The following is an 18,726-nucleotide window of genomic DNA, read 5'->3' as shown; positions in this document are numbered from 1 at the left end:
CTCGTTGTCCGACGGCCCCGTCGCGATGAGGGGGTGGCGCCACGGAGGGCTTGTGAATACCGGTTCGGCAAGAGCGGGGCCCATGCCCGGTCGTGCCTGGTCATGCGGCCTTCCCGTCGCGGCCGGCGGACCGGCGGCGGGAACCGGTTCTCAGAGCAGCGCTGCTCGATTCGACGCATCGCCGGACGGGGAGAAACGCGCGACATCGCGCCGTCGTGCCGCCGGCGCGGCGTCGTCGAACGACCGACGCGACAAGCACCGATCGGCTTGGATTACCGATTCCATCGTGGTTCTCGGTCATCTCAACCGAATTCTCCGGGCATCCGTCTTGCGAAGGATCGCGAGGATGGACATCCCCGCCTCAGGTCCCTCCGGCTCCTCCGGAGGCGCCGACCCCGCCCCTTCCCCAGGTCGCCGCGTGCTGGTCGGTCTGGGCCGCGCCCTGTGGCGCTGGCGCATGCGCACGCTGCTGGCCGTGCTGCTGCTGGTGCTGTCCAAGCTGGCGGCGGTGGGCGTGCCGGCCTTGCTCAAGGCGATCGTCGATCACCTCACGCCGCAGGCCTCCGCACTGACCATCCCGGTCGCGCTGCTGATCGGCTACGCGCTGCTGCGCTATGCAAGCACGCTGTTCACGGAGCTGCGCGACCTCGCCTTCGCGCGGGTCGGCAAGCAGGTCGTCGGCAGCTTCTCGGAGAGGGCCTTCGCGCACCTGCTCGCCATGAGTCCGCGTTTCCATGCCGAACGCAACACCGGCTCGCTGATCCGGGAAGTCGAGCGCGGCACCGATGGATTGGGCTATCTGCTCGGCGCCGGGGTCTTCACCGTGGTGCCGACGGCGGTGGAGTTCGGCGCGGTGCTGCTGATCATCCTCGCCAGCTTTGGCGTTCCGTACGTCCTGGTCGTCGCCGCAAGCATGGTGGCCTATGGCGCATGGACCACCGTGATGACGCGCACGCGCGTGGCCCGGCAACGCCTGATGAACGAACATGACTCCCAGGCGCACGGACTGCTCGTCGACACCCTGCTGAACTACGAGGCGGTGAAGACGCATGGCCGCGAGGCCGGCGAGCGCGAGCGCTACGCCGGCGTGCTCTCGCGCTGGATCGACGGCAGCGTGCGCAGCCAGCGGACGCTGTCCCTGCTGCATCTGGGCCAGGCGGCGATCATCGCCGTGGGCGTGGGGGCGGTGATGCTGATGGCCGGTCGCGACACGGTGGCCGGGCGCATGAGCATCGGCGACCTGGTCATGGTCAACGCCTACCTGATCCAGGTCTTCCTGCCCTTGAACACGCTGGGCTTCGTCTTCCGGGAAACGCGCGACGCGCTGCTCAACACGGAGACGCTGTTCGCGCTGCTCGACCGCCGGCCCGACATCCGCGACGCGCCCGACGCCCGCCCGCTCGCGGGTGCGGACACGACGGTCCGCTTCGACGACGTCACGTTCGGCTACGACCGCCAGCGGCGCATCCTGAGCGGCCTGACGCTGGAGATCCCGCATGGACAGACCTACGCCGTCGTGGGCAGCAGCGGCTCCGGCAAGTCGACGCTGGCGCGGCTACTGATGCGGCTGTACGACCCGGACGGCGGCGAAGTCAGCATCGGCGGCCAGCCGCTGAAGGGACTGACGCAGCACAGCCTGCGCGAGGCGATCGGCGTCGTGCCGCAGGATCCCGTGCTGTTCAACGACACGATCGCGTACAACATCGGCTACGGCCGGCCGGAGGCGGGCGAGGACGAGATCGTCGCCGCCGCACGGGCCGCGCAGGCCGACGAGTTCATCGCCCAACTGCCCGACGGTTATGCGACCCGCGTCGGCGAGCGGGGCGCGCGCCTGTCGGGCGGGGAGAAGCAGCGCATCGCGATCGCGCGGGCCTTCCTGAAGAATCCGCCCATCGTGGTGCTGGACGAGGCCACCTCTGCGCTGGATTCCAAGGCCGAGCGCGCGATCCAGGGCGCGCTGGCGCGCGTGGCGCGGGACCGGACCTCGCTGATCATCGCGCACCGGCTGTCCACCGTGGTCGACGCCGACCAGATCATCGTGATGGAGCGGGGCGAGATCGCCGAGCGCGGACGCCACGAGGAGCTGCTCGCGCATCGCGGGCTCTACGCGCAGCTGTGGGAGCTGCAGCGCCAGCAGCAGCAGACCGAGACGCTGGAGCGCCGCATCGCCCACCACCCGGTCAACCTGGCGGGCCTGCTGGTGCTGAGCCTGGACGGGCTGCGCGAGACGCTGGCCGAGGCCGACATCGATCTCTACACGGACATCGACCTCGACGTCGCCAGCGCGCATGGCGATGCCAGCCGACTGGCGCGCATCGTGCAGCTGATCTGCCTGCTGGCGCTGCACGGCGCCAGCCGCGGTCGCATGGAAGGCCGGCTCGAGCGCGAGGACCGCGCGAGCCGGCTGACCGTCGGCGTGCAGGGGCGGCTGGATGCGGACGCGGCGCCGCCCGACACGCTGGAGTTGCGCACGCTGATCAACGAGGCCGGCGGCCACCTCGCCATCGAGCGGGATCCGGCCGGCGGGGTGCAACGGTATGAACTCGAGCTGCCCTTGCCCGCGCTGGCCGATGCGCCCCTGTCGCGCGAGGCGCTGCGCGCCTCTCCCCAGGCGGTCGTGGAGGCCGCGCTGATCGCCGAGACCACGGCGATGGAGACGGGCTTCGGCCTGTCGCCGCACCCGCTGGCCGGGCTGCAGGTGATGTGCGTGGACGACGACGAGGACGCGCTCGACTCGCTGAGCCAGCTGCTGGAACTGGAAGGCGCGCGCACGGAACGCATCGGCAGCGGCCACGAGGCGCTGCGCCGCCTCAACGAACGCGAGGCCCACGCCTGGCCGCAGGCGCTGGTGTGCGACATCGCCCTGGGTCCCGAGGACGGCCACGCGGTCGTGCGCGGCATCCGCGTGCTGGAGGCCCGGCGGGAGGTGCCGCTCGGACAGCGCCTGCCCGCGATCGCGCTGACCGGCATGGCCCGGCCGGAGGACCGCCTGCGCGCGCTGGTGGCGGGCTTCCAGCGCCACATGGCCAAGCCGGTCATGCCGCAGGAACTGATACGCGCGCTGCACGACATGGCCATGGCGCCTCCCTGAACGCCGCCCCCGGCCGAGCGCCGGACCATCCCTTGTGAGGAACCGTCATGCCACCCCAACCGCCCCCCGCGGTCCCCGATGTCCCCGCTGCTCCCGCTGCTCCTGCTGCGCCCAATGCGCCCGGCATCGCCGGCATCGCCGGCATCGGCGGCGTCTCCGGCGTCCCGGCTCCGCGCCTCTGGACGCTCGGCATCAACGCCACCTTCCATGATTCCGCCGCCGCGCTGATGTGCGACGGGGAGGTCGTCGCGGCCGTCGAGGAAGAGCGTTTCACCCGGATCAAGCACGGCAAGCGTCCCCTGCCCTTCACCGCCTGGGAGCTGCCCTGGCATGCGATCGACGACTGCCTGAAGCAGGCCGGCGTGACGCTGGCCGAGGTGACGGACGTGGCCTACAGCTTCGACCCACAGCGCTTCATCGGCGACCGCGCGCCGGAAGGACGCTTCACGCTGCCGCTGCGGCCGTCGGACGCGGCGGCGGCGGCGGACGCATCGGAAAGCCCATGGGAGAACCCCTGGGACCCGCTGTTCGCGGCCTACGTGCTGAGCGCGCCGCGACTGCTGACGGACGGCGTGCCGCATCACCTGCGGCGGCGCTTCGCCGGCGTGCGTCATGCCGATGCGCCCTATCGCTGGCACTTCGTGCCGCATCACCTGTGCCATCAGGCCAGCGCCTTCCTCGCGGCGCCGTTCTCGCGCTGCGCCGTCATGACGCTGGACGGTCGCGGCGAGCGCGCCACCACCGCGTACGGCCGGTATCGCGACGGCCGCTACGAGTCGCTGGGCGAGGTGCAGGTGCCGCATTCGCTCGGCCTGATGTATGAACGGGTGACGACCTACCTCGGCTTCCTGCATTCGAGCGACGAGTACAAGGTGATGGCGATGGCGGCGATGGGCCAGCCGCGCCACATCGACGTGCTGCGCGAGCACCTCGTCGTCGATGCCGACGGTCAGTACCGCAACCTGCCGCTGGACCTGGTGGCACGGTTCGGTCCGGCGCGCGTGCCGGGCTCGACCCTGGACCAGCGCTTTCTGGACCTCGCCGCCTCGGTGCAGCTGGTGCTGGAGGAGACCGTGCTGCGCCTGGCCACCTGGCTGCGCGAGCGCACCGGCGAGGATCAGCTGGCGATGGCCGGCGGCGTGGCGCTCAACTGCGTCATGAACTCGACGCTGCGCGACGCCGGCCTCTTCCGGCGCGTGTGGGTGCAGCCGGCGGCGGGCGATGCCGGCACCGCGCTGGGTGCCGCCCTCTGGATCGACGCGCGGGCGCGCGGCGGGATCGCGGCCGACGGGGGCAGTCCCCCGTCCGCGACACCACTCGCGCACACGCGGACCTCCACGCGGCCCCCCACGCGGGAGGTCGACGGCGGCGGCGGCGGCGGCGGCAGCAGCAGCAGCAGCAGCAGCAGCAGCAGCAGCAGCAGTAGCAGCACCAGCAGCAGCAGTAGCAGCACCAGCAGCAGCAGTAGCAGCACCAGCAGCAGCGAGAGCTTCACGCTGGGTCCGCGCCGCTGGCAGATGGACCACGCGTACCTGGGCCCCTCGTACGATGACGACGCCATCGAGTCCCTGCTCCGCTGGGCGCAGCTGCGCTACCGGCGCGTCGACGACGTGGCGGCGGCAACGGCCGCGCTGCTGGCGCAGGACAAGATCGTCGCGTGGTTCCAGGGCCGGATGGAATTCGGACCGCGGGCGCTCGGCGCGCGATCGCTGCTGGCCTCGCCGATCGACCCGGCGATGCAGGCGCGGCTCAACGACCTGAAGGACCGCGAAGACTTCCGGCCGGTCGCGCCGTCGGTGAACCACGGGGACTTCGCGGACTGGTTCGAACCTGCCGACGCCAACGGCGGATCCTCCCCCTTCATGCTGTTCGTCTACGGCGTGCGGCCGGGACAGGCGGCGCGCATCCCGTCGGCGCTGCACACCGACCGCAGCGCGCGCGTGCAGACGGTGCACGCGGACACGAACCCGCTGTTCCACCGCCTGCTGAAGGCGGTGGGCGAGCGGACCGGCGTGCCGGTGCTGGTCAACACCTCCTTCAACGTGCGCGGCGAACCCATCGTCGGCACGCCGAAGGCGGCGATCGACGCCTTCTTCAGCACGCCGATCGATGCGCTGGCGATCGGGTCGTTCATCCTGGAAAAAGAGACGCCATGACCTTGCATCGAACCGAACACGGCGCATGGTCGCCCATCGACGTCGACCTCATCCTCGCGCTGCTCACCGTGCGCGAGTGCCAGTACGGCATCACCTTCCTGGACCCGGACGGCACGATCACCGGCTGGACCGAGGGCGCCCACGCCGTCACCGGGTTCACGGCCGACGAGGTCATCGGCCAGCCGTTCTCGCTCCTCTTCATTCCCGACGATGTCGCGCGCGGGCAGCATGTGCATGAGCTCAATGCCTCGCGCACGCTCGGGGCCGCCGAAGACGAGCGCTGGCACATGCGCAAGGACGGCTCGCGGTTCTGGGCCAGCGGGCTCACGCTGCCGATGCACGACGGCGACCACTTCCACGGTTTCGCGAAGGTGTTCCGCGACGCCACCCATCTGCAGCTGCGGACGCTGCGTCTCGAGAACGAGGCGCAGCGCCTCGAGGGCGAGCGGCAGGAGCATGAGGTCTTCCTCGCCACCATCGCGCATGAACTGCGCAATCCGCTGCATCCGATGCGGCTGGCGACGCGGCTGCTGTCGCCGCCCGTCGAACCGCCGCGGCAGGAACAGGCGGTCAAGATCCTGACCCGGCAACTCGCCCTGATGGACCGCTTGGTCGAGGATCTGATCGACATGACGCGCGCCGGACACGGCAAGATGACGCTGAGCTACGAGCGCGTGGATCTGCAGCGGCTGCTGCAGGAGACGCTAGACGCCAGCCGGGAGGCCGCCGAGGCCGGCGGCGTCGCCCTGATCGGCGTGCTGCCGCCGATGCCGGTGCTCGTGGAGGTCGATCCGGGACGTCTCCAGCAGGTGGTGATGAACCTGCTGAACAACGCCATCAAGTTCACGCCGCGCGACGGCCAGGTGTCGGTGCTGCTGAATGTGGACCAGTCCCACTTCGTGCTGAAGGTGCAGGACACGGGACGCGGCATCGGGCCGGCGCTGCAGCCGCGCATCTTCGACATGTTCACGCAGGCCGACGGCGCGACGACGCATCGCGGGGACGGCCTGGGCATCGGGCTGGCGCTGGTCAAGGAGATCGTCTCGCTGCACCACGGCACCGTGGAGGCGAAGAGCGAAGGCGTCGGCCAGGGCAGCGAGTTCCTCGTGCGGATGCCGCTGGACAAGCCGCCGACCTTCGATGCGTCGGAACATCCGGTGGCGGCGCCGCCGTAATGACGGGCGCGGGGAGGGAATCAGCAGGCTTGCGGACTGCCGCGGCCGCTGGCCCTCACCCCGGCCCTCTCCCGCAAGCGGGAGAGGGAGTGACGCCACTCCGGTAGCGAGGGCGCCTTGCGTTGCGACCTGACGTCAGACCTTCGGCGGGTCGGACTCGCGCTCGAAGTGGCGGTGGGTCGCCAGGCCTTCGATCAGCGCCTTGGCGCCTTCGGCCGCCGAGTCGCCGGTGATGAGCCCGGGCGTCATGACGTCGGGTTCCAGCGCCGGTCCCAGGCCCGCGGCGCGCAGCAGCGAGACACCGGCACCGAGGGCCAGGATGGGCTTGCAATGCCGGAACTGGTCGCGGATGAACTCGTAGACATGGGCGTCGCGACCGAGGGCGCGGATCGCTTCCTCGCCGTCCGGCACGACGAGCGCGTCGAACAGGAAACCGGGTTCGTTCTCCAGCGACACGTCCGCTTCCACCGCGACGCCGTCGGCCGTCTGCACCGGTCCGATGCGTGGCGCCGCGAAGCGCGGCACGGCCCCTTGCGCGAACAGCGCGGCGTGGACGTCGGTGACGCCTTGCCCGTTGACGCCGTCAGCCACCAGGATCACGACCTTGCGGCCGGCGATCGAGCCGTCGCCGGGACGCGCCATCAGCGACAGCGCCGGGGACACGCGCACCTCGGGTTCGGGCGCTGCCTCGATGGCCAGCGGCATCGCCGGCGGCAGCGGCATGTTCAGGCCCTCGGCCACCTTCGCCGCCAGTTCTTCCGACGCGTTGCGCAAGGACGCCAGCATGCGCTCGCGGATCGCCGGCACCGTGACCTTGCTCAGCTCGAAGCGGAAAGCCGCCGCGATGTGCGCCTGCTCCGGCGGGGACTGGCTGTCGAAGAACAGCCGGGCCTGGTTGTAATGCTCGGCGAAGAGCTCCGGCTTGGCGCGCACCTTGGCCTGCTCGTCCGATCCGCGCTGGCGCGCGGCCACGGACGTGAACCCCTGTGCCGCGCCCGCCTGGAACGGACAGCCGCCCGCGAGCGAGTTGGGCTCATAGGACACGCGACCCCGCGGGATCGCCTGGCGATGGGCGCCGTCGCGCTGGTTGTTGTGGACCTGCGCGACCGGTGCGTTGATGGGGATCTCATGGAAGTTCGGCCCGCCCAGCCGCGTGATCTGCGTGTCCACGTAGGAGTGGATGCGGCCCGCCAGCAGCGGGTCGTTGCTGAAGTCGATGCCGGGGATGATGTGGGCCGTGCAGAACGCGACCTGTTCCGTCTCGGCGAAGAAGTTGTCCGGGTTGCGGTTCAGCACCATGCGGCCGACCGGGCGCACCGGCACGAGTTCCTCGGGAATGAGCTTGGTCGCGTCCAGGATGTCGAAGCTGAACTGGTCCGCCTGCTCCTCGGTGAAGACCTGCACGCCGAGTTCGTACTCGGGGAAGGCGCCGGCTTCGATGCGCTCCCAGAGGTCGCGGCGGTGGTAGTCCGGATCGGCGCCGGAGATCTTCACCGCCTCGTCCCAGACCAGCGAATGCGTGCCGGCCTTGGGCGTCCAGTGGAACTTCACGAACACGCTGTCGCCGGCCTCGTTGACCAGGCGGAAGGTGTGCACGCCGAAGCCCTGCATCGTGGCGTAGGAACGCGGGATCCCGCGGTCGCTCATCACCCACATCAGCATGTGCGTCGACTCCGGCATCAGGGAGACGAAGTCCCAGAAGGTGTCGTGCGCGCTGGCGGCCTGCGGCATCTGGTGATGCGGCTCGGGCTTGACCGCGTGGACCAGGTCGGGGAACTTCATCGCGTCCTGGATGAAGAACACCGGGATGTTGTTGCCGACCAGGTCCCAGTTGCCTTCGTCGGTGTAGAACTTGACGGCAAAACCGCGCACGTCGCGCGCGGTGTCCTTGCTGCCGCGCTCGCCCTGCACGGTGGAGAAGCGCACGAACACCGGCGTCTGCTTGCCGGCTTCCTTGAACGGCGCCGCCTTGGTGAGGTCGGTCAACGCGTCGTAGCACTCGAAGAAGCCGTGGGCCGCCGAGCCGCGCGCATGCACGATGCGCTCGGGGATGCGTTCATGGTCGAAGTGGGTGATCTTCTCGCGGAGGATGAAGTCCTCCAGCAGCGCCGGGCCGCGCGGGCCGGCCTTCAGCGAGTTCTGGTTGTCGGCGATGCGCACGCCCTGGTTGGTCGTCAGCATCTGGCCGGACGAATCGACGCGCACGCGGTCCAGCGGCGCGATGGTCGCGTTGCGTCCTTCGGGCGCCTGCGTGCCGACCTTTTCGTTGGTCTGGCGCTCGGACAAGGTGCTGCCCAGCGGCACGCGCGACGGCGGCGTCGCGGTCGCGCCGGCCTGCGGCTTCACGCCCTGGTCGAAGCCGTGCTCGCCGGCCTTGTTGGCGTTGAACGGAAAGGCCGCGGCCAGTTGGCCGGTCTCGACGGCCTTCTGCAGCGCGACATCGCCGCCGTCATCGGACGGCGCGGTGGCGGGACCGCTGTCCGTGTTGCGGGCGGCGGCCTTGGGGCCGGCATCGCCCGGGGCGTTGCTGGCAGCCGACCCTTTGCGGGAAGGGGAAGCGGGCGGAGTGGGTGATTTAGGCATGGTCGTCCTCTTGGTTCTGCGGAAAGCTCGACGGCATGCGGCAGAAACCGTTCCTGCCGGGCGCGTCGAGACCGGCGGCGCCGGTCGGTGTCATGCCTGTGGGCGACAGCCTCACGAGGCGGCTTCTTCCTCGGACTCGACGAGGAGTTCCGCCTTGCGGGCGCTCAACTCGTCGCCGAGCGCGTCGAGGTCCAGCGCGGATTGCCGCACCTTGGGGAACAGCGCCTTCTCTTCTTCCTTGACGTGGTGGGCGATGTACTCGCCGAGCACCTTGACCTTGGCGTCGTAGAGCTCGTCGGCGGCGGAGCCCTCGGCGATCTGCGCGATCAGTTCCTTGGCGCTGGCGTGTTCGACCTCGGCCTCGTCCAGCAGGTCGTCGCCTTCATCGTCCTCGAGCGCGTCGCGCGCGGCGGGATAGAAGATCTCTTCCTCGATGGTCGCGTGGATGGTCAGCTGGGCGCAGATCTCCTGGGCGAGCTGCTCGCGCAGATCGTCCTCGCCATCGTCATCGACGAGCTTCTGGTAGGCCTTGAAGAGCGCCTGCACGTCCTTGTGATCGTCGGTCAGCAGCTTGATCGCGTCGACCGCGCCGTCGGAGGCGCGCGCCGCGGCCTTCGGCTCGTCGGACCCGCTGGCGCCCTGGCTGCCGGCCTTGTCGGCCGTCCGGTCGGAGGGCTTGTCGGAGCTCTTGTCGGAGGCCTTGGAGGGCCCGGTCTTGGGGGATGACTTCGCGGATGACTTGGTGGAGGTCTTGGTGGTGCTGGCGGGCATGGTCGGTCCTTGGCTGGGAAGCCCGATGGGGCTTGCCTGGCGTGGGTGAGGGGGGGATGGAGAGGATGAGCCGGAAGCCTCGTGGCGCCCGGCGCGCGGTGCCCTTCCGTACGCAAGATCGAGGCCGTTCCCCGTGGCCATCGTGTAAAGACCGGATCGCTTGGCGTCAGCCAAGGTGACGGCCATCCATGCCCCAGCATGGATGTCGCGTGGTCCGCACGCGATCGGTAATCCACACCGATACCGAGGAACCGTAGAGAGAACTTCCCGGGCCCGTCCGTGCTCGCCGGGGCCGCCCCCATAGGCAAACGGCCCGGGCACACCGGCACGGGCGGGCGGGGGCCCGGTATGCCTTGTCCGGGCATGCAGGCCACATCGGCCTCATCAACAAGCAGGAATCAAGATGAACCGCATCTCAACCACGCTCAGTGCGCTGGTGCTCGCCACCGCGGCACACGCCGCAGGCGCACAGGGCACCGCCGCCTCGGGCGCGCCGGCGACGGCGCCGACCACCTCCGGCAGCACCGCCGCCACCGCGACCACCGGCACGACATCACCCCAGGCCATCGGCGTCTCGCCGCAGGCCGCCAGCGCGGCGCAGCAGAAGGCCATCCCGCGCAGCGACACGGCCACGGTGGTCCGCACCGGACCGTCCGCCGCCGACAAGGCCACGCGCGCCAGCCGGCAGATGAGCACCGACGGCAAGCGCACGGCGGGGTCCGCCCGCACCGCGGCTTCCGGCACGACGCCCACCGGTGACCTGCCTCCCCGCGCGGATCGTCATTGATCCCGGTCCGCCCTTCTCTGTCCTTCTCTGCCCGTCTCTGTCTGTCTCCGCCCGCCTCTGCCCCTCTTGCCGGTCATCGGCCTCTCCTCCTCGAACAAGGAACTCGTCATGAACATCCCCACCACCCCCACCGGCGCCACCACTGACACCACCGCCGGTACCACCGCCGGCACCTCCACTTCCAAGGACCGTCTGGTCACCGGCCTCTTCCCCGATCGCGCCAGCGCGGAGTCGGCTTACGGCTCGGCCAGCGAGCGGGGCTACGACCCGAAGGACATCGACCTGGTCATGTCCGACGACACCCGTCAGCGTCACTTCAGCGACAAGAGCGTCGAGACGGAACTCGGCAACAAGGCCGCTGAGGGCGCCGGCATCGGCGGCGCGATCGGCGGCACCGTGGGCGCGATCGCCGCGGCGATCGCGGCGGTCGGCACCAGCATCGCCCTGCCGGGCCTGGGCCTGGTCATCGCGGGTCCGCTCGCGGCCGCCGCCGCGGGCGCGGGCGCCGGCGCGGCCGGTGGCGGCCTGATCGGCGCGCTGGTCGGCTGGAACATGCCGGAGGAGCGCGTCAAGCACTACGAGGAAGGCGTGCGCAACGGCGGCATCCTGATGGGCCTGCGCGCGAAGAACGACGAGGACGCGGAGCACTTCGAGCGCAGCTGGACCGCGGCCAACGGCCAGAACGTGACCCGGTGATGCGCCGCCTTCCCTTCGCCTTCCCGGCCGCCCCTGGGGGCGCCGCCGCCCGCGCGGCGTTCGCCGGGGTCGCCGGGTTCGCCCGGTGTCCCTGCGTCAAGAAAGAACCGTGATGAATCCCGACTTCCAACGAATGATGTCGCGTGCTGCCCTGCAGACGCGCGGCGGCGATCTGATGGGGGCCACGCGTTCCATCCAGAACGCCCTGGCCGGCGCGGCCGAGACCGCCACCCAGACGGAGACCGACGCACCGGACGGCGACGTCATCGATGTCGAGGCGCGCGTGATCGAGGATCGCCACGTCGAACTCGGCATGGCGGAGGGACTGCGTCCCCCACCCGTCCGGCGCGAGGTCCCCCCCGTGCAGGACACGCCGCACGCTCCGAACGTCCAGGACGTGCGGGACGCCCGCGTGGCCCGCGCGCCGGTCAGGGACGAGGAACGCTTCCTCGCCGCCACTTACGCGCACGGCCGCGTGTCCATCGACTACAAGCTCTACGTGCCGCCCGGCGATCCGTCGGTGCCTCGGCCGCTGCTGCTGATGCTGCATGGCTGCACGCAGAACCCCGATGACTTCGCCATCGGGACCCGCATGAACGAGGTCGCCAGGCGCAACGGCTGGCTGGTGCTCTATCCGCAGCAGTCGACGAAGGTGAATCCGCAGGGCTGCTGGAACTGGTTCAAGGCCAGCCATCAGGCGCGCGGCCGCGGCGAGCCGGCATTGCTCGCGGCCTTGACGCACCACGTCATGGCCGGCCACCGCGTGGACGCGCGGCACGTGCACGTGGCGGGGCTGTCCGCCGGCGGCGCGATGGCGGCGGTACTGGGACAGACCTATCCGGAGCTGTTCGCGTCGGTCGGCGTGCATTCGGGACTGCCCTGCGGCGTGGTCGCCAGCGCGCCCGAAGCGCTTGCCGTGATGCGGACCGGCCAGTCGGCGCGCAACACCGCGCATCCTGCCGCATCCCCCCCGCGGGCGGTGCCGACGATCGTCTTCCACGGCACCCGCGACATGACCGTGCATCCGCTCAACGGCGAGCATGTCTACGCCGACGCGACGGCCGGCCTCAAGACCTCGGAACGCGTCGAACACGGACGCGAAGGCGGCCGCGCCTACACGCGCAAGACCAGCGTCGCCACGGACGGCCGCACCCTCGCCGAGCTCTGGCTCGTCGACGGCGCCGGCCATGCCTGGTCCGGCGGCGACCGGCGCGGCTCCCATGCCGACTGGCAGGGGCCTGACGCGGCCGGCCAGATGCTCTGTTTCTTCTCCGCGCATCCGCGCACCGGCGACGCGTGATCGCAGGCCCTGCGTCGACGCCATGCCGTCGGCGCCCGCCCCGCCGGATTCCCGTCCCTTCCCGTCCCCCCACTTCCAGGAGCGCCACCATGGCCACCATCTCCACGCTTTCAGACCTGTACCTCGACGAGCTCAAGGACCTCTGGTCCGCCAACGACCAGATGGCGCGGGCCCTCGAGAAGATCGCCCCGCAAGCCACCAACGAGAAGCTGTCGCAGATGCTCGAGGAGGCGCAGACCGGCCTCGCCGATCACACCGCCCTGCTGAAGGCCTTGATCGCCAATCAGGGCGACGAGGTGTCCAAGGAGCACTGCAAGGGGATGGAGGGCCTGGTGAAGGAGGCCTTCAAGCACGTCCTCGAGGACCCGCCGGAACAGGGTCCGGTGCTGGACGCCGCGATCATTGCGCAGTACCAGCGCATGACGCATTACGGCATCACCGGCTTCGGCACGGTCGCCGCCTTCGCCAATGCGCTGCAGCTCGACGACGACGCCCGGCAATTGAAGGACGCCGTCGACGACATGTATGACGCGGACGAGCTGATGTCGGAGCTGGCCGAGGCGGCCGTCAACCGCGAAGCCGCCGAGGAGTGAACCGGGGCGCGGCCGGGCGGGGACACGTCGTGTCCCCGCTTCGGCGGCGCTGGCGGTGCCGTCGGCACCGGCGGCATGCGGCTGCTCAAGCGGCCAGCGACGGCTCGATCCAGTAGCGCTCGCGGCCGTGGCCGTCATGCAGCCGGGATTCGTAATCGCGATCGATGGAGGCGACGTCCTGGAACGGCGGGCTGGCACGGACCGCGGCACGGTCGACGGACACGCGGATCTGTTTCGCCTCGACGTCGATCGCCTCGATCCATCGTACGCCGATCAGGACGCGGTGACCGCCCGGCCACCACGCGCTCGTGTCGACCAGCAGATAGCGCAGCGTCCAGTCCACGTCGTCGTAGACCAGATCCACCACGCGGCCGATGCCGACGCCGTCCGACGACAGCTCGCAGTCCAGCAGCGCGGTCTCGATCAGCAGCGGGAGGTCCGCGGCCGCCGGCGCCGCCTGACCGTAGTGCATCAGCGCGGCCTGGGCCTGCTGCGCGGAAATGCCCTGCAGCGGATGCAGCGTGGGGCTGGTCCTGACGGTGCGCCGGATGACGTCCATGTGCATGCTGCCGCGCTCGATCGGCTGCAGCAGCAGGGACGGCAGGATCAGCACCCAGCGACCGAACAGCCAGGGACTGGATTCGAGCACCAGGAAGTGGATGCGCCAGTCCGTCGTGTCGAAGAGCGCGAGACGCACATGCCCGATGTCGCCGTCGTTGCCCGTGACCTTGCAGCCATGCAGCAGGCTCAGGCTGTCCAGGCGGCCGGGGCTGGGCGAGGCCATCTACCGCCGGCCGACGCGCGGCGGCGCCACCGGGAGGGTCGCGGGGACGGGCATGGCGGGCGTCGGCATGGGCGGCCGGGCCTGCTTGGGCTTCTTCGCTTCCTTGTTGCCGTGTTGACGTTTGGACATGGGGGCTCCTGGGCGGTTGGGGGAATGACAGCGATCAGCCCGCAGCCTGCGCCGATGCGCCCGCCGGGTCGGTGCGCCACCGTACCCACGCCGGGCCGCGGACGCCGCGGACGCGGGGAACCCCGGTCCTGAGCTCCCGCCCCCCTCCCCCTATACTCGATCGACGGCCCCCCGGCCGCAAGGAGCGCTGATGGTGAGCATGCAGTTGGCACGCGGGAACCGGCTCCTCGCGGCGCTGTCGGACGACGAACTGGCCCGGTGGCTGCCGGATCTGGAAGTGGTGGAGGCCTCGCTCGGGCAGGTGCTCTACGAGTCGGGCGGACAGCTGACGCACGTCTACTTCCCCACGAGCTGCATCGTGTCCCTGCTCTACGTGCTCGAGGACGGCGGCTCCGCCGAGATCTCCGTCGTGGGCTACGAGGGCGTGCTGGGGGTGGCGCTCTTCATGGGCGGCCAGACCACGCCGAGCCGCGGCGTCGTGCAGAGCGCCGGCCAGTTGCTGCGGCTGCGCGCGGACCTGATGCTCAAGGAGTTCAACCGCGCCGGCAAGGTGATGCAGCTGCTGCTGCGTTACACGCAGGCCCTGCTGACGCAGATGTCGCAGACGGCGGTGTGCAATCGCCACCATTCGCTGGATCAGCAGCTCTGCCGCTGGCTGCTGCTGAGCCTGGACCGCTTGCACGGCGACGACCTGGTCATGACCCAGGAACTGATCGCCAACATGCTGGGCGTGCGCCGCGAAGGGGTCACGGAAGCCGCGGGCAACCTGCAGGATGCCGGCCTCATCCGATATCGACGCGGCCACATCACGGTGCTGGACCGCCCCGGGCTGGAGCTGCGCACCTGCGAGTGCTACGCGGTCGTGAAGAACGAGTACAACCGGCTGCTGACGGCATCGCCTGTCCCCGACCTGTGAGTCCCGTCGGCGATCGGTTCGCCGCCGTACAGACGGATCCGTCCAGCAGGATCAGCGTGGAGGTCCTTCTTGCCTCCAGGATCCGCGATGCCGCCCTCCCACGATTTCCCGCAGCCCGACGGGCATGGTGCGAGCGCGGGGATGACGCCCGGCGCGCCGCTCGACCAGACGCTGAGATTCGGTGCCTTGGCCCTGCAGGCGTCGGAGCAGCGGCGTAGCGACATCCTGGCGCTCGTCGCGCACGAACTGCGGGATCCGCTGGCGGCGATCGGCTCCGCGTTGCGGGTGCTCAACATGAGGTCGAGCCCGGACGACACGGCGGAGCGCGCCGTCATCGAACGTCAGTTGACCACCTGCCAACGCCTGGTGGAGGACCTGCTGGATCACGCGCTGGTCTCGCGGAACACCTTGGCGGTGCACCGCGTGCCGGTGTCCGTTCGCGAGTTCCTGTCGAATGCGTTGGAAGCGACCAAACCTGGACGGGCGCACAAGCGGCACCGGCTGATGACGATGCTGCCGGAGGCCTCGCTCCAGGTCTGCGGCGACGCCACGAGGCTGGCGCAGGTGATGAGGAACCTTCTCGCGAACGCCACCCGGTACACGCCTGCGGACGGATGCATCGAGGTGTGGACGGTGAAGTCCGCCCAGCATTGCGTCGTGCATGTGAAGGACAACGGCCAGGGGATTGCGGTCGATCAGATCGGGCGCATCTTCGAACCGTACGTCCAGGGCCGACATCCGCTCAACACCGAGTACCACGGCCTCGGTCTGGGACTCGCGCTGGCCAGGGCCATCGCCGAGCTGCATGACGGCGCGATCACGGCCCACAGCGAGGGCCTGGGCCACGGGAGCGAGTTCTGCCTGAAGCTGCCCCTCTGGGAGGCGCCGAAGGCGATCTGACGTCTCCTCGGGGGGTGCATGCCGGACGCCCCGGCACCGGTGCAGGACCCGTCCGACCCGCTGTCGACGCCGCAATGCAAAACGCCCGCAGGACTTGCGTCTTGCGGGCGTTCTTCATTCGGTGGGGTGGCTAATGGGACTCGAACCCACGACAACCAGAATCACAATCTGGGACTCTACCAACTGAGCTATAGCCACCACTGGAGAAGCCTTAGATTATGGCCACTTTTCTCCTCTGTGGGAAGCACTTTCTGCGATTCTTTTGAGAAACCCTTCGAATCGCGCGAGTGCCGCCCTTTGCCTTGTCTGGCGAGCGATCAGTTCGCCGGCGCCGAGGCGGCCGTCGCCTTCAGCACCGCCGGCTTGATCGCGGCCTTGTAGTCGGCCTTGAGCACGTTGTAGTAGCCGGCCATCTCGACCGCGCTCCACGCCCGGGCGTACTGGTCCGCCGCGCGCTTGGCATCGATCAGCGCCGGATCGCGCGGCAGGATCCTGGCGATCTTCACCACCAGGAAGTCGCCGTTGCCGGCGTCCGCGCCGACATACGCCGGCAGCTTCGAGGCATCCGCGCGCAGGACCTGGTCCAGCGCCTTCTGCGGCAGCACGCCCGGCTTGGCGCGCGACACGGTCAGCGCCTCGCCCAGGCCCTTGGCGTCGCCGCCCTTCTGCAGTTCGGCCAGGCGGGCCTCGCCCGCCTTCTTCGCGGCTTGCGCGGCGTGATCGGCCACCCACGCCATCGTCAGCATCGGCTTGACCTCCGCCAGCGGCGGCACGCGCGCCGGCTTGTAGGCGATGACGCGCGCCGACACCAGCTGGTTGCCGCCCGCCTCGACCGCGGCCGTGTTGTGCTTGTCCTTCAGCGAATCCGCCGCGAACACCGCCTCCAGCAGCTTCGGCGACGCGAGGACGCCGGTCGCGTCCGGCGCGGCCTTGCGCTGCACGGTCGCCTTCTGGATCGTCAGCTTGAACTTGTCAGCCGCCGGCTTCAGCGAATCGGCGTCGCTGTAGACCGTGTCGCTGAAGCTGTCCGCCTGCTCGGTGTAGCGCTTCTGCGCCAGTTGACGGCGCAGGTCGGCTTCGATGCCGGCCTTGACCGTCTCGAACGGACGCACCTGGCCGCCGCGGACGTCGGTCAGCATGATGATGTGGTAACCGAAGTCGGACTGGACCACGTTGCTGATCTCGCCCTTCTTCAGCGCGTAGACCGCGTCCTCGAAGGGCTTGACCATCGCGCCCTTGCCGAAGAAGTCCAGGTCACCGCCGTTCGCGGCCGAGCCCGGGTCCTCGGAGTTCTTCTTCGCCAGCTCGGCGAAGCCGGCGGGGTTCTTGCGCGCCTCGGCCAGCAGCTCGTCGGCCTTGGCCTTCGCCTTGGCCTTGTCGGCGGCCGGCATGTCGCCACCGGCCTTGATCAGGATGTGGCTGGCGCGACGTTCCTCGTCGCTGGTGAAGCGCGCCTTGTTCTCGTCGTAGTACTTCTGCACGTCGTCCGCGTTGACGGTCACGCCCGCCTGCAGCGCGCCGGCGTCCAGCACGACGTACTCGATGTCGGCGCTTTCAGGCAACTGGAACTTCGCGGCCACCTTCGGGTCCTTGTAGTAGGCCTCGAGGTCCGCGTCCTTCGGCGTCAGCGTCGCGGCGAAATCCTTCGCGGCGAAGGTCTGGAACTGCAGCTCACGCTGCTGCAGCAGCGCGTCGAAGGCCAGGCCGGCGCTCGCCTGCGTGGGCAGCGCGCTCTGCGCGATGGGGCCCAGCACGCCGTTGATCTGCAGGCTCTGGCGCACGTTCTGCAGCAGGCCGTCGACCGTCAGGCCCTGCTGCGCGGCGATGCGCTTGGCGGTCTCCACGTCGCGCAGCGGCGCGAGCTGCGGATCCGTGCGGATCAGCTCCAGCAACTGGTCGTTGCTGATGGTGCGATGTTCGTCGGCCACGACGGCGGCGAGCACGCGTTCGCGCAGCAGGTTCTCCAGCACGTCCTTGCGCACTTCCGGCGAGTCGAAGACCTTGGGGTCCGCCGTCGGCGCTTCCATGCGCATGCGCTCGACCTGCGTCTTCTGCGCCTGGTCCCACTCGGCCTGCGTGATCTTGTGGCCGTCGACGGAGGCGACCGCCGTGTTCCCGCCTTCCATGAAGCGGCTGTAGCCCTCCACGCCGACCAGCACGAAGGACGGCACGATCAGGATCAGCAGCAGGAACTGGAACAGCCGCGTGTGCTTGCGTACGAAATCGAACATCAACAACCTCAGGTCTCTTTAAGACACGTTTCTAAGACACGTCTCAGTGGCACGTCACATACGACAAAGGCGAACCGGGGTTCGCCTTTGGGCCGCGGCATTCTAGTCCACGGATCACGTGGACCGGCCTCGGTTTTCTGGTGGGCGCTGACGGGCTCGAACCGCCGACAATCTCCGTGTAAGGGAGGTGCTCTACCAACTGAGCTAAGCGCCCGGAAACTTGTCAGTTCACGGCGTCCTTCAGGGCCTTGCCCGGACGGAACTTCGGCACCTTCGCCGACTTGATCTTGATCGCCTCGTTCGTGCGCGGGTTGCGGCCGGTGCGGGCCGCTCTCTTCGTGACGCTGAAGGTGCCGAAGCCCACCAGCGACACCGTCCCGTTCTTCTTGAGCGTGGTCTTCACGCCGCCGATGACGGCTTCCAGTGCGCGCCCCGCGGCCGCCTTGGAAATGTCCGCCTGCTTGGCGATGTGCTCGATCAATTCGGACTTGTTCACGAAGGTACCCCCTCATTGGTTTGCCAGGCCGCCCGAACGGCGCGGGAAGCGGATTCTAGACGCATTGACCCGCGGCCCAGACAAGGGGGAAGTCCCGATACGAGGGGGGTGTCCGACG

Annotated in this window: 15 protein-coding genes and 2 tRNA genes; 9 read left to right on the top strand and 8 right to left on the bottom strand. The window is 69.7% G+C overall.

Annotated elements, in window-relative coordinates:
* The first annotated feature begins 346 nt into the window (after positions 1–346).
* The 3 genes from AC07O8_RS18645 to AC07O8_RS18635 are packed head-to-tail and all read left to right on the top strand — an operon-like array spanning position 347 to position 6,422.
* Positions 347–3,091 carry an ATP-binding cassette domain-containing protein gene (locus AC07O8_RS18645; RefSeq protein WP_495049440.1) on the top strand — a complete coding sequence of 915 codons (2,745 nt, stop codon included), beginning with the start codon at positions 347–349 and terminating at the stop codon, positions 3,089–3,091.
* A 47-nt stretch (positions 3,092–3,138) separates the two neighbouring features.
* A complete protein-coding gene (locus AC07O8_RS18640; RefSeq protein ID WP_495049439.1) occupies positions 3,139–5,247 on the top strand; it encodes a carbamoyltransferase family protein in 2,109 nt (702 codons plus the stop codon).
* Positions 5,244–6,422, top strand: a complete 1,179-nt coding sequence (locus tag AC07O8_RS18635; protein ID WP_495049438.1) for a PAS domain-containing sensor histidine kinase — start codon at positions 5,244–5,246, stop codon at positions 6,420–6,422. The genes AC07O8_RS18640 and AC07O8_RS18635 overlap by 4 nt, the downstream gene beginning before the upstream one ends.
* 135 nt (positions 6,423–6,557) lie before the next feature.
* Here the strand turns inward: AC07O8_RS18635 and AC07O8_RS18630 are convergent, their stop codons facing one another.
* Both AC07O8_RS18630 and AC07O8_RS18625 read right to left on the bottom strand, forming a co-directional pair.
* The gene (locus AC07O8_RS18630) at positions 6,558–9,005 is read right to left on the bottom strand and encodes a catalase (protein WP_495049437.1); all 2,448 of its coding nucleotides are present in this window, start codon (positions 9,003–9,005) and stop codon (positions 6,558–6,560) included.
* Between the two features lie 111 nt (positions 9,006–9,116).
* Positions 9,117–9,776 carry a hemerythrin domain-containing protein gene (locus AC07O8_RS18625; RefSeq protein WP_495049436.1) on the bottom strand — a complete coding sequence of 220 codons (660 nt, stop codon included), beginning with the start codon at positions 9,774–9,776 and terminating at the stop codon, positions 9,117–9,119.
* A 403-nt stretch (positions 9,777–10,179) separates the two neighbouring features.
* Here AC07O8_RS18625 and AC07O8_RS18620 point away from each other — a divergent pair, with 403 nt between their 5' ends.
* The 4 genes from AC07O8_RS18620 to AC07O8_RS18605 all read left to right on the top strand — a co-directional run bounded on the left by AC07O8_RS18620 (position 10,180) and on the right by AC07O8_RS18605 (position 13,152).
* Positions 10,180–10,563, top strand: a complete 384-nt coding sequence (locus AC07O8_RS18620) for a hypothetical protein (RefSeq protein WP_495049435.1) — start codon at positions 10,180–10,182, stop codon at positions 10,561–10,563.
* A 108-nt stretch (positions 10,564–10,671) separates the two neighbouring features.
* The gene (locus AC07O8_RS18615; protein ID WP_495049434.1) at positions 10,672–11,259 is read left to right on the top strand and encodes a hypothetical protein; all 588 of its coding nucleotides are present in this window, start codon (positions 10,672–10,674) and stop codon (positions 11,257–11,259) included.
* Positions 11,260–11,371: 112 nt separating this feature from the next.
* On the top strand, positions 11,372–12,559 hold the full coding sequence (locus tag AC07O8_RS18610) for an extracellular catalytic domain type 1 short-chain-length polyhydroxyalkanoate depolymerase (protein ID WP_495049433.1): 1,188 nt from the start codon (positions 11,372–11,374) through the stop codon (positions 12,557–12,559).
* 89 nt (positions 12,560–12,648) lie between these two features.
* A complete protein-coding gene (locus AC07O8_RS18605; RefSeq protein WP_495049432.1) occupies positions 12,649–13,152 on the top strand; it encodes a YciE/YciF ferroxidase family protein in 504 nt (167 codons plus the stop codon).
* Between the two features lie 85 nt (positions 13,153–13,237).
* On the opposite strand, the gene AC07O8_RS18600 is transcribed toward AC07O8_RS18605, so the two are convergent.
* Positions 13,238–13,936 (bottom strand): hypothetical protein, encoded by a 699-nt coding sequence (locus AC07O8_RS18600; protein WP_495049431.1) that lies wholly within the window; start codon positions 13,934–13,936, stop codon positions 13,238–13,240.
* Entirely contained in the window at positions 13,937–14,065 is a 129-nt protein-coding gene (locus AC07O8_RS18595; RefSeq protein WP_495049430.1) for a hypothetical protein, read from the bottom strand.
* Between the two features lie 190 nt (positions 14,066–14,255).
* On the opposite strand from AC07O8_RS18595, the gene AC07O8_RS18590 reads away from it, so the two are divergent.
* Positions 14,256–14,981: a Crp/Fnr family transcriptional regulator gene (locus AC07O8_RS18590; protein ID WP_495049429.1), complete on the top strand. Its 726-nt coding sequence runs from the start codon at positions 14,256–14,258 to the stop codon at positions 14,979–14,981.
* Between the two features lie 87 nt (positions 14,982–15,068).
* The gene (locus AC07O8_RS18585; RefSeq protein ID WP_495049428.1) at positions 15,069–15,881 is read left to right on the top strand and encodes a sensor histidine kinase; all 813 of its coding nucleotides are present in this window, start codon (positions 15,069–15,071) and stop codon (positions 15,879–15,881) included.
* 122 nt (positions 15,882–16,003) lie between these two features.
* Here the strand turns inward: AC07O8_RS18585 and AC07O8_RS18580 are convergent.
* From AC07O8_RS18580 to AC07O8_RS18565, 4 genes are all read right to left on the bottom strand, one after another.
* A tRNA-His gene (locus AC07O8_RS18580) sits at positions 16,004–16,079 on the bottom strand.
* 119 nt (positions 16,080–16,198) lie between these two features.
* Positions 16,199–18,112 carry a peptidylprolyl isomerase gene (locus AC07O8_RS18575; protein ID WP_495049427.1) on the bottom strand — a complete coding sequence of 638 codons (1,914 nt, stop codon included), beginning with the start codon at positions 18,110–18,112 and terminating at the stop codon, positions 16,199–16,201.
* A 138-nt stretch (positions 18,113–18,250) separates the two neighbouring features.
* Positions 18,251–18,326 (bottom strand) — tRNA-Val (locus AC07O8_RS18570).
* Between the two features lie 9 nt (positions 18,327–18,335).
* Positions 18,336–18,608, bottom strand: coding sequence for an HU family DNA-binding protein (locus AC07O8_RS18565; RefSeq protein ID WP_067270581.1), 273 nt, complete (start codon positions 18,606–18,608; stop codon positions 18,336–18,338).
* Between the last annotated feature and the right edge of the window lie 118 nt (positions 18,609–18,726).

It is taken from the genome of Roseateles sp. GW821-FHT09G09 (assembly GCF_059415965.1).
This window is presented reverse-complemented; position numbering and strand designations above follow the sequence as displayed.

Excerpts from the sequence above, each read along its gene's own strand:
- AC07O8_RS18630 (WP_495049437.1), bottom strand. The coding sequence starts at position 9,005 with ATGCCTAAATCACCCACTCCGCCCGCTTCCCCTTCCCGCAAAGGGTCG.
- AC07O8_RS18635 (WP_495049438.1), top strand. The coding sequence starts at position 5,244 with ATGACCTTGCATCGAACCGAACACGGCGCATGGTCGCCCATCGACGTC.
- AC07O8_RS18620 (WP_495049435.1), top strand. The coding sequence starts at position 10,180 with ATGAACCGCATCTCAACCACGCTCAGTGCGCTGGTGCTCGCCACCGCG.
- AC07O8_RS18645 (WP_495049440.1), top strand. The coding sequence starts at position 347 with ATGGACATCCCCGCCTCAGGTCCCTCCGGCTCCTCCGGAGGCGCCGAC.
- AC07O8_RS18590 (WP_495049429.1), top strand. The coding sequence starts at position 14,256 with ATGGTGAGCATGCAGTTGGCACGCGGGAACCGGCTCCTCGCGGCGCTG.
- AC07O8_RS18610 (WP_495049433.1), top strand. The coding sequence starts at position 11,372 with ATGAATCCCGACTTCCAACGAATGATGTCGCGTGCTGCCCTGCAGACG.
- AC07O8_RS18595 (WP_495049430.1), bottom strand. The coding sequence starts at position 14,065 with ATGTCCAAACGTCAACACGGCAACAAGGAAGCGAAGAAGCCCAAGCAG.
- AC07O8_RS18605 (WP_495049432.1), top strand. The coding sequence starts at position 12,649 with ATGGCCACCATCTCCACGCTTTCAGACCTGTACCTCGACGAGCTCAAG.
- AC07O8_RS18575 (WP_495049427.1), bottom strand. The coding sequence starts at position 18,112 with ATGTTCGATTTCGTACGCAAGCACACGCGGCTGTTCCAGTTCCTGCTG.
- AC07O8_RS18640 (WP_495049439.1), top strand. The coding sequence starts at position 3,139 with ATGCCACCCCAACCGCCCCCCGCGGTCCCCGATGTCCCCGCTGCTCCC.
- AC07O8_RS18600 (WP_495049431.1), bottom strand. The coding sequence starts at position 13,936 with ATGGCCTCGCCCAGCCCCGGCCGCCTGGACAGCCTGAGCCTGCTGCAT.
- AC07O8_RS18615 (WP_495049434.1), top strand. The coding sequence starts at position 10,672 with ATGAACATCCCCACCACCCCCACCGGCGCCACCACTGACACCACCGCC.
- AC07O8_RS18585 (WP_495049428.1), top strand. The coding sequence starts at position 15,069 with ATGCCGCCCTCCCACGATTTCCCGCAGCCCGACGGGCATGGTGCGAGC.
- AC07O8_RS18625 (WP_495049436.1), bottom strand. The coding sequence starts at position 9,776 with ATGCCCGCCAGCACCACCAAGACCTCCACCAAGTCATCCGCGAAGTCA.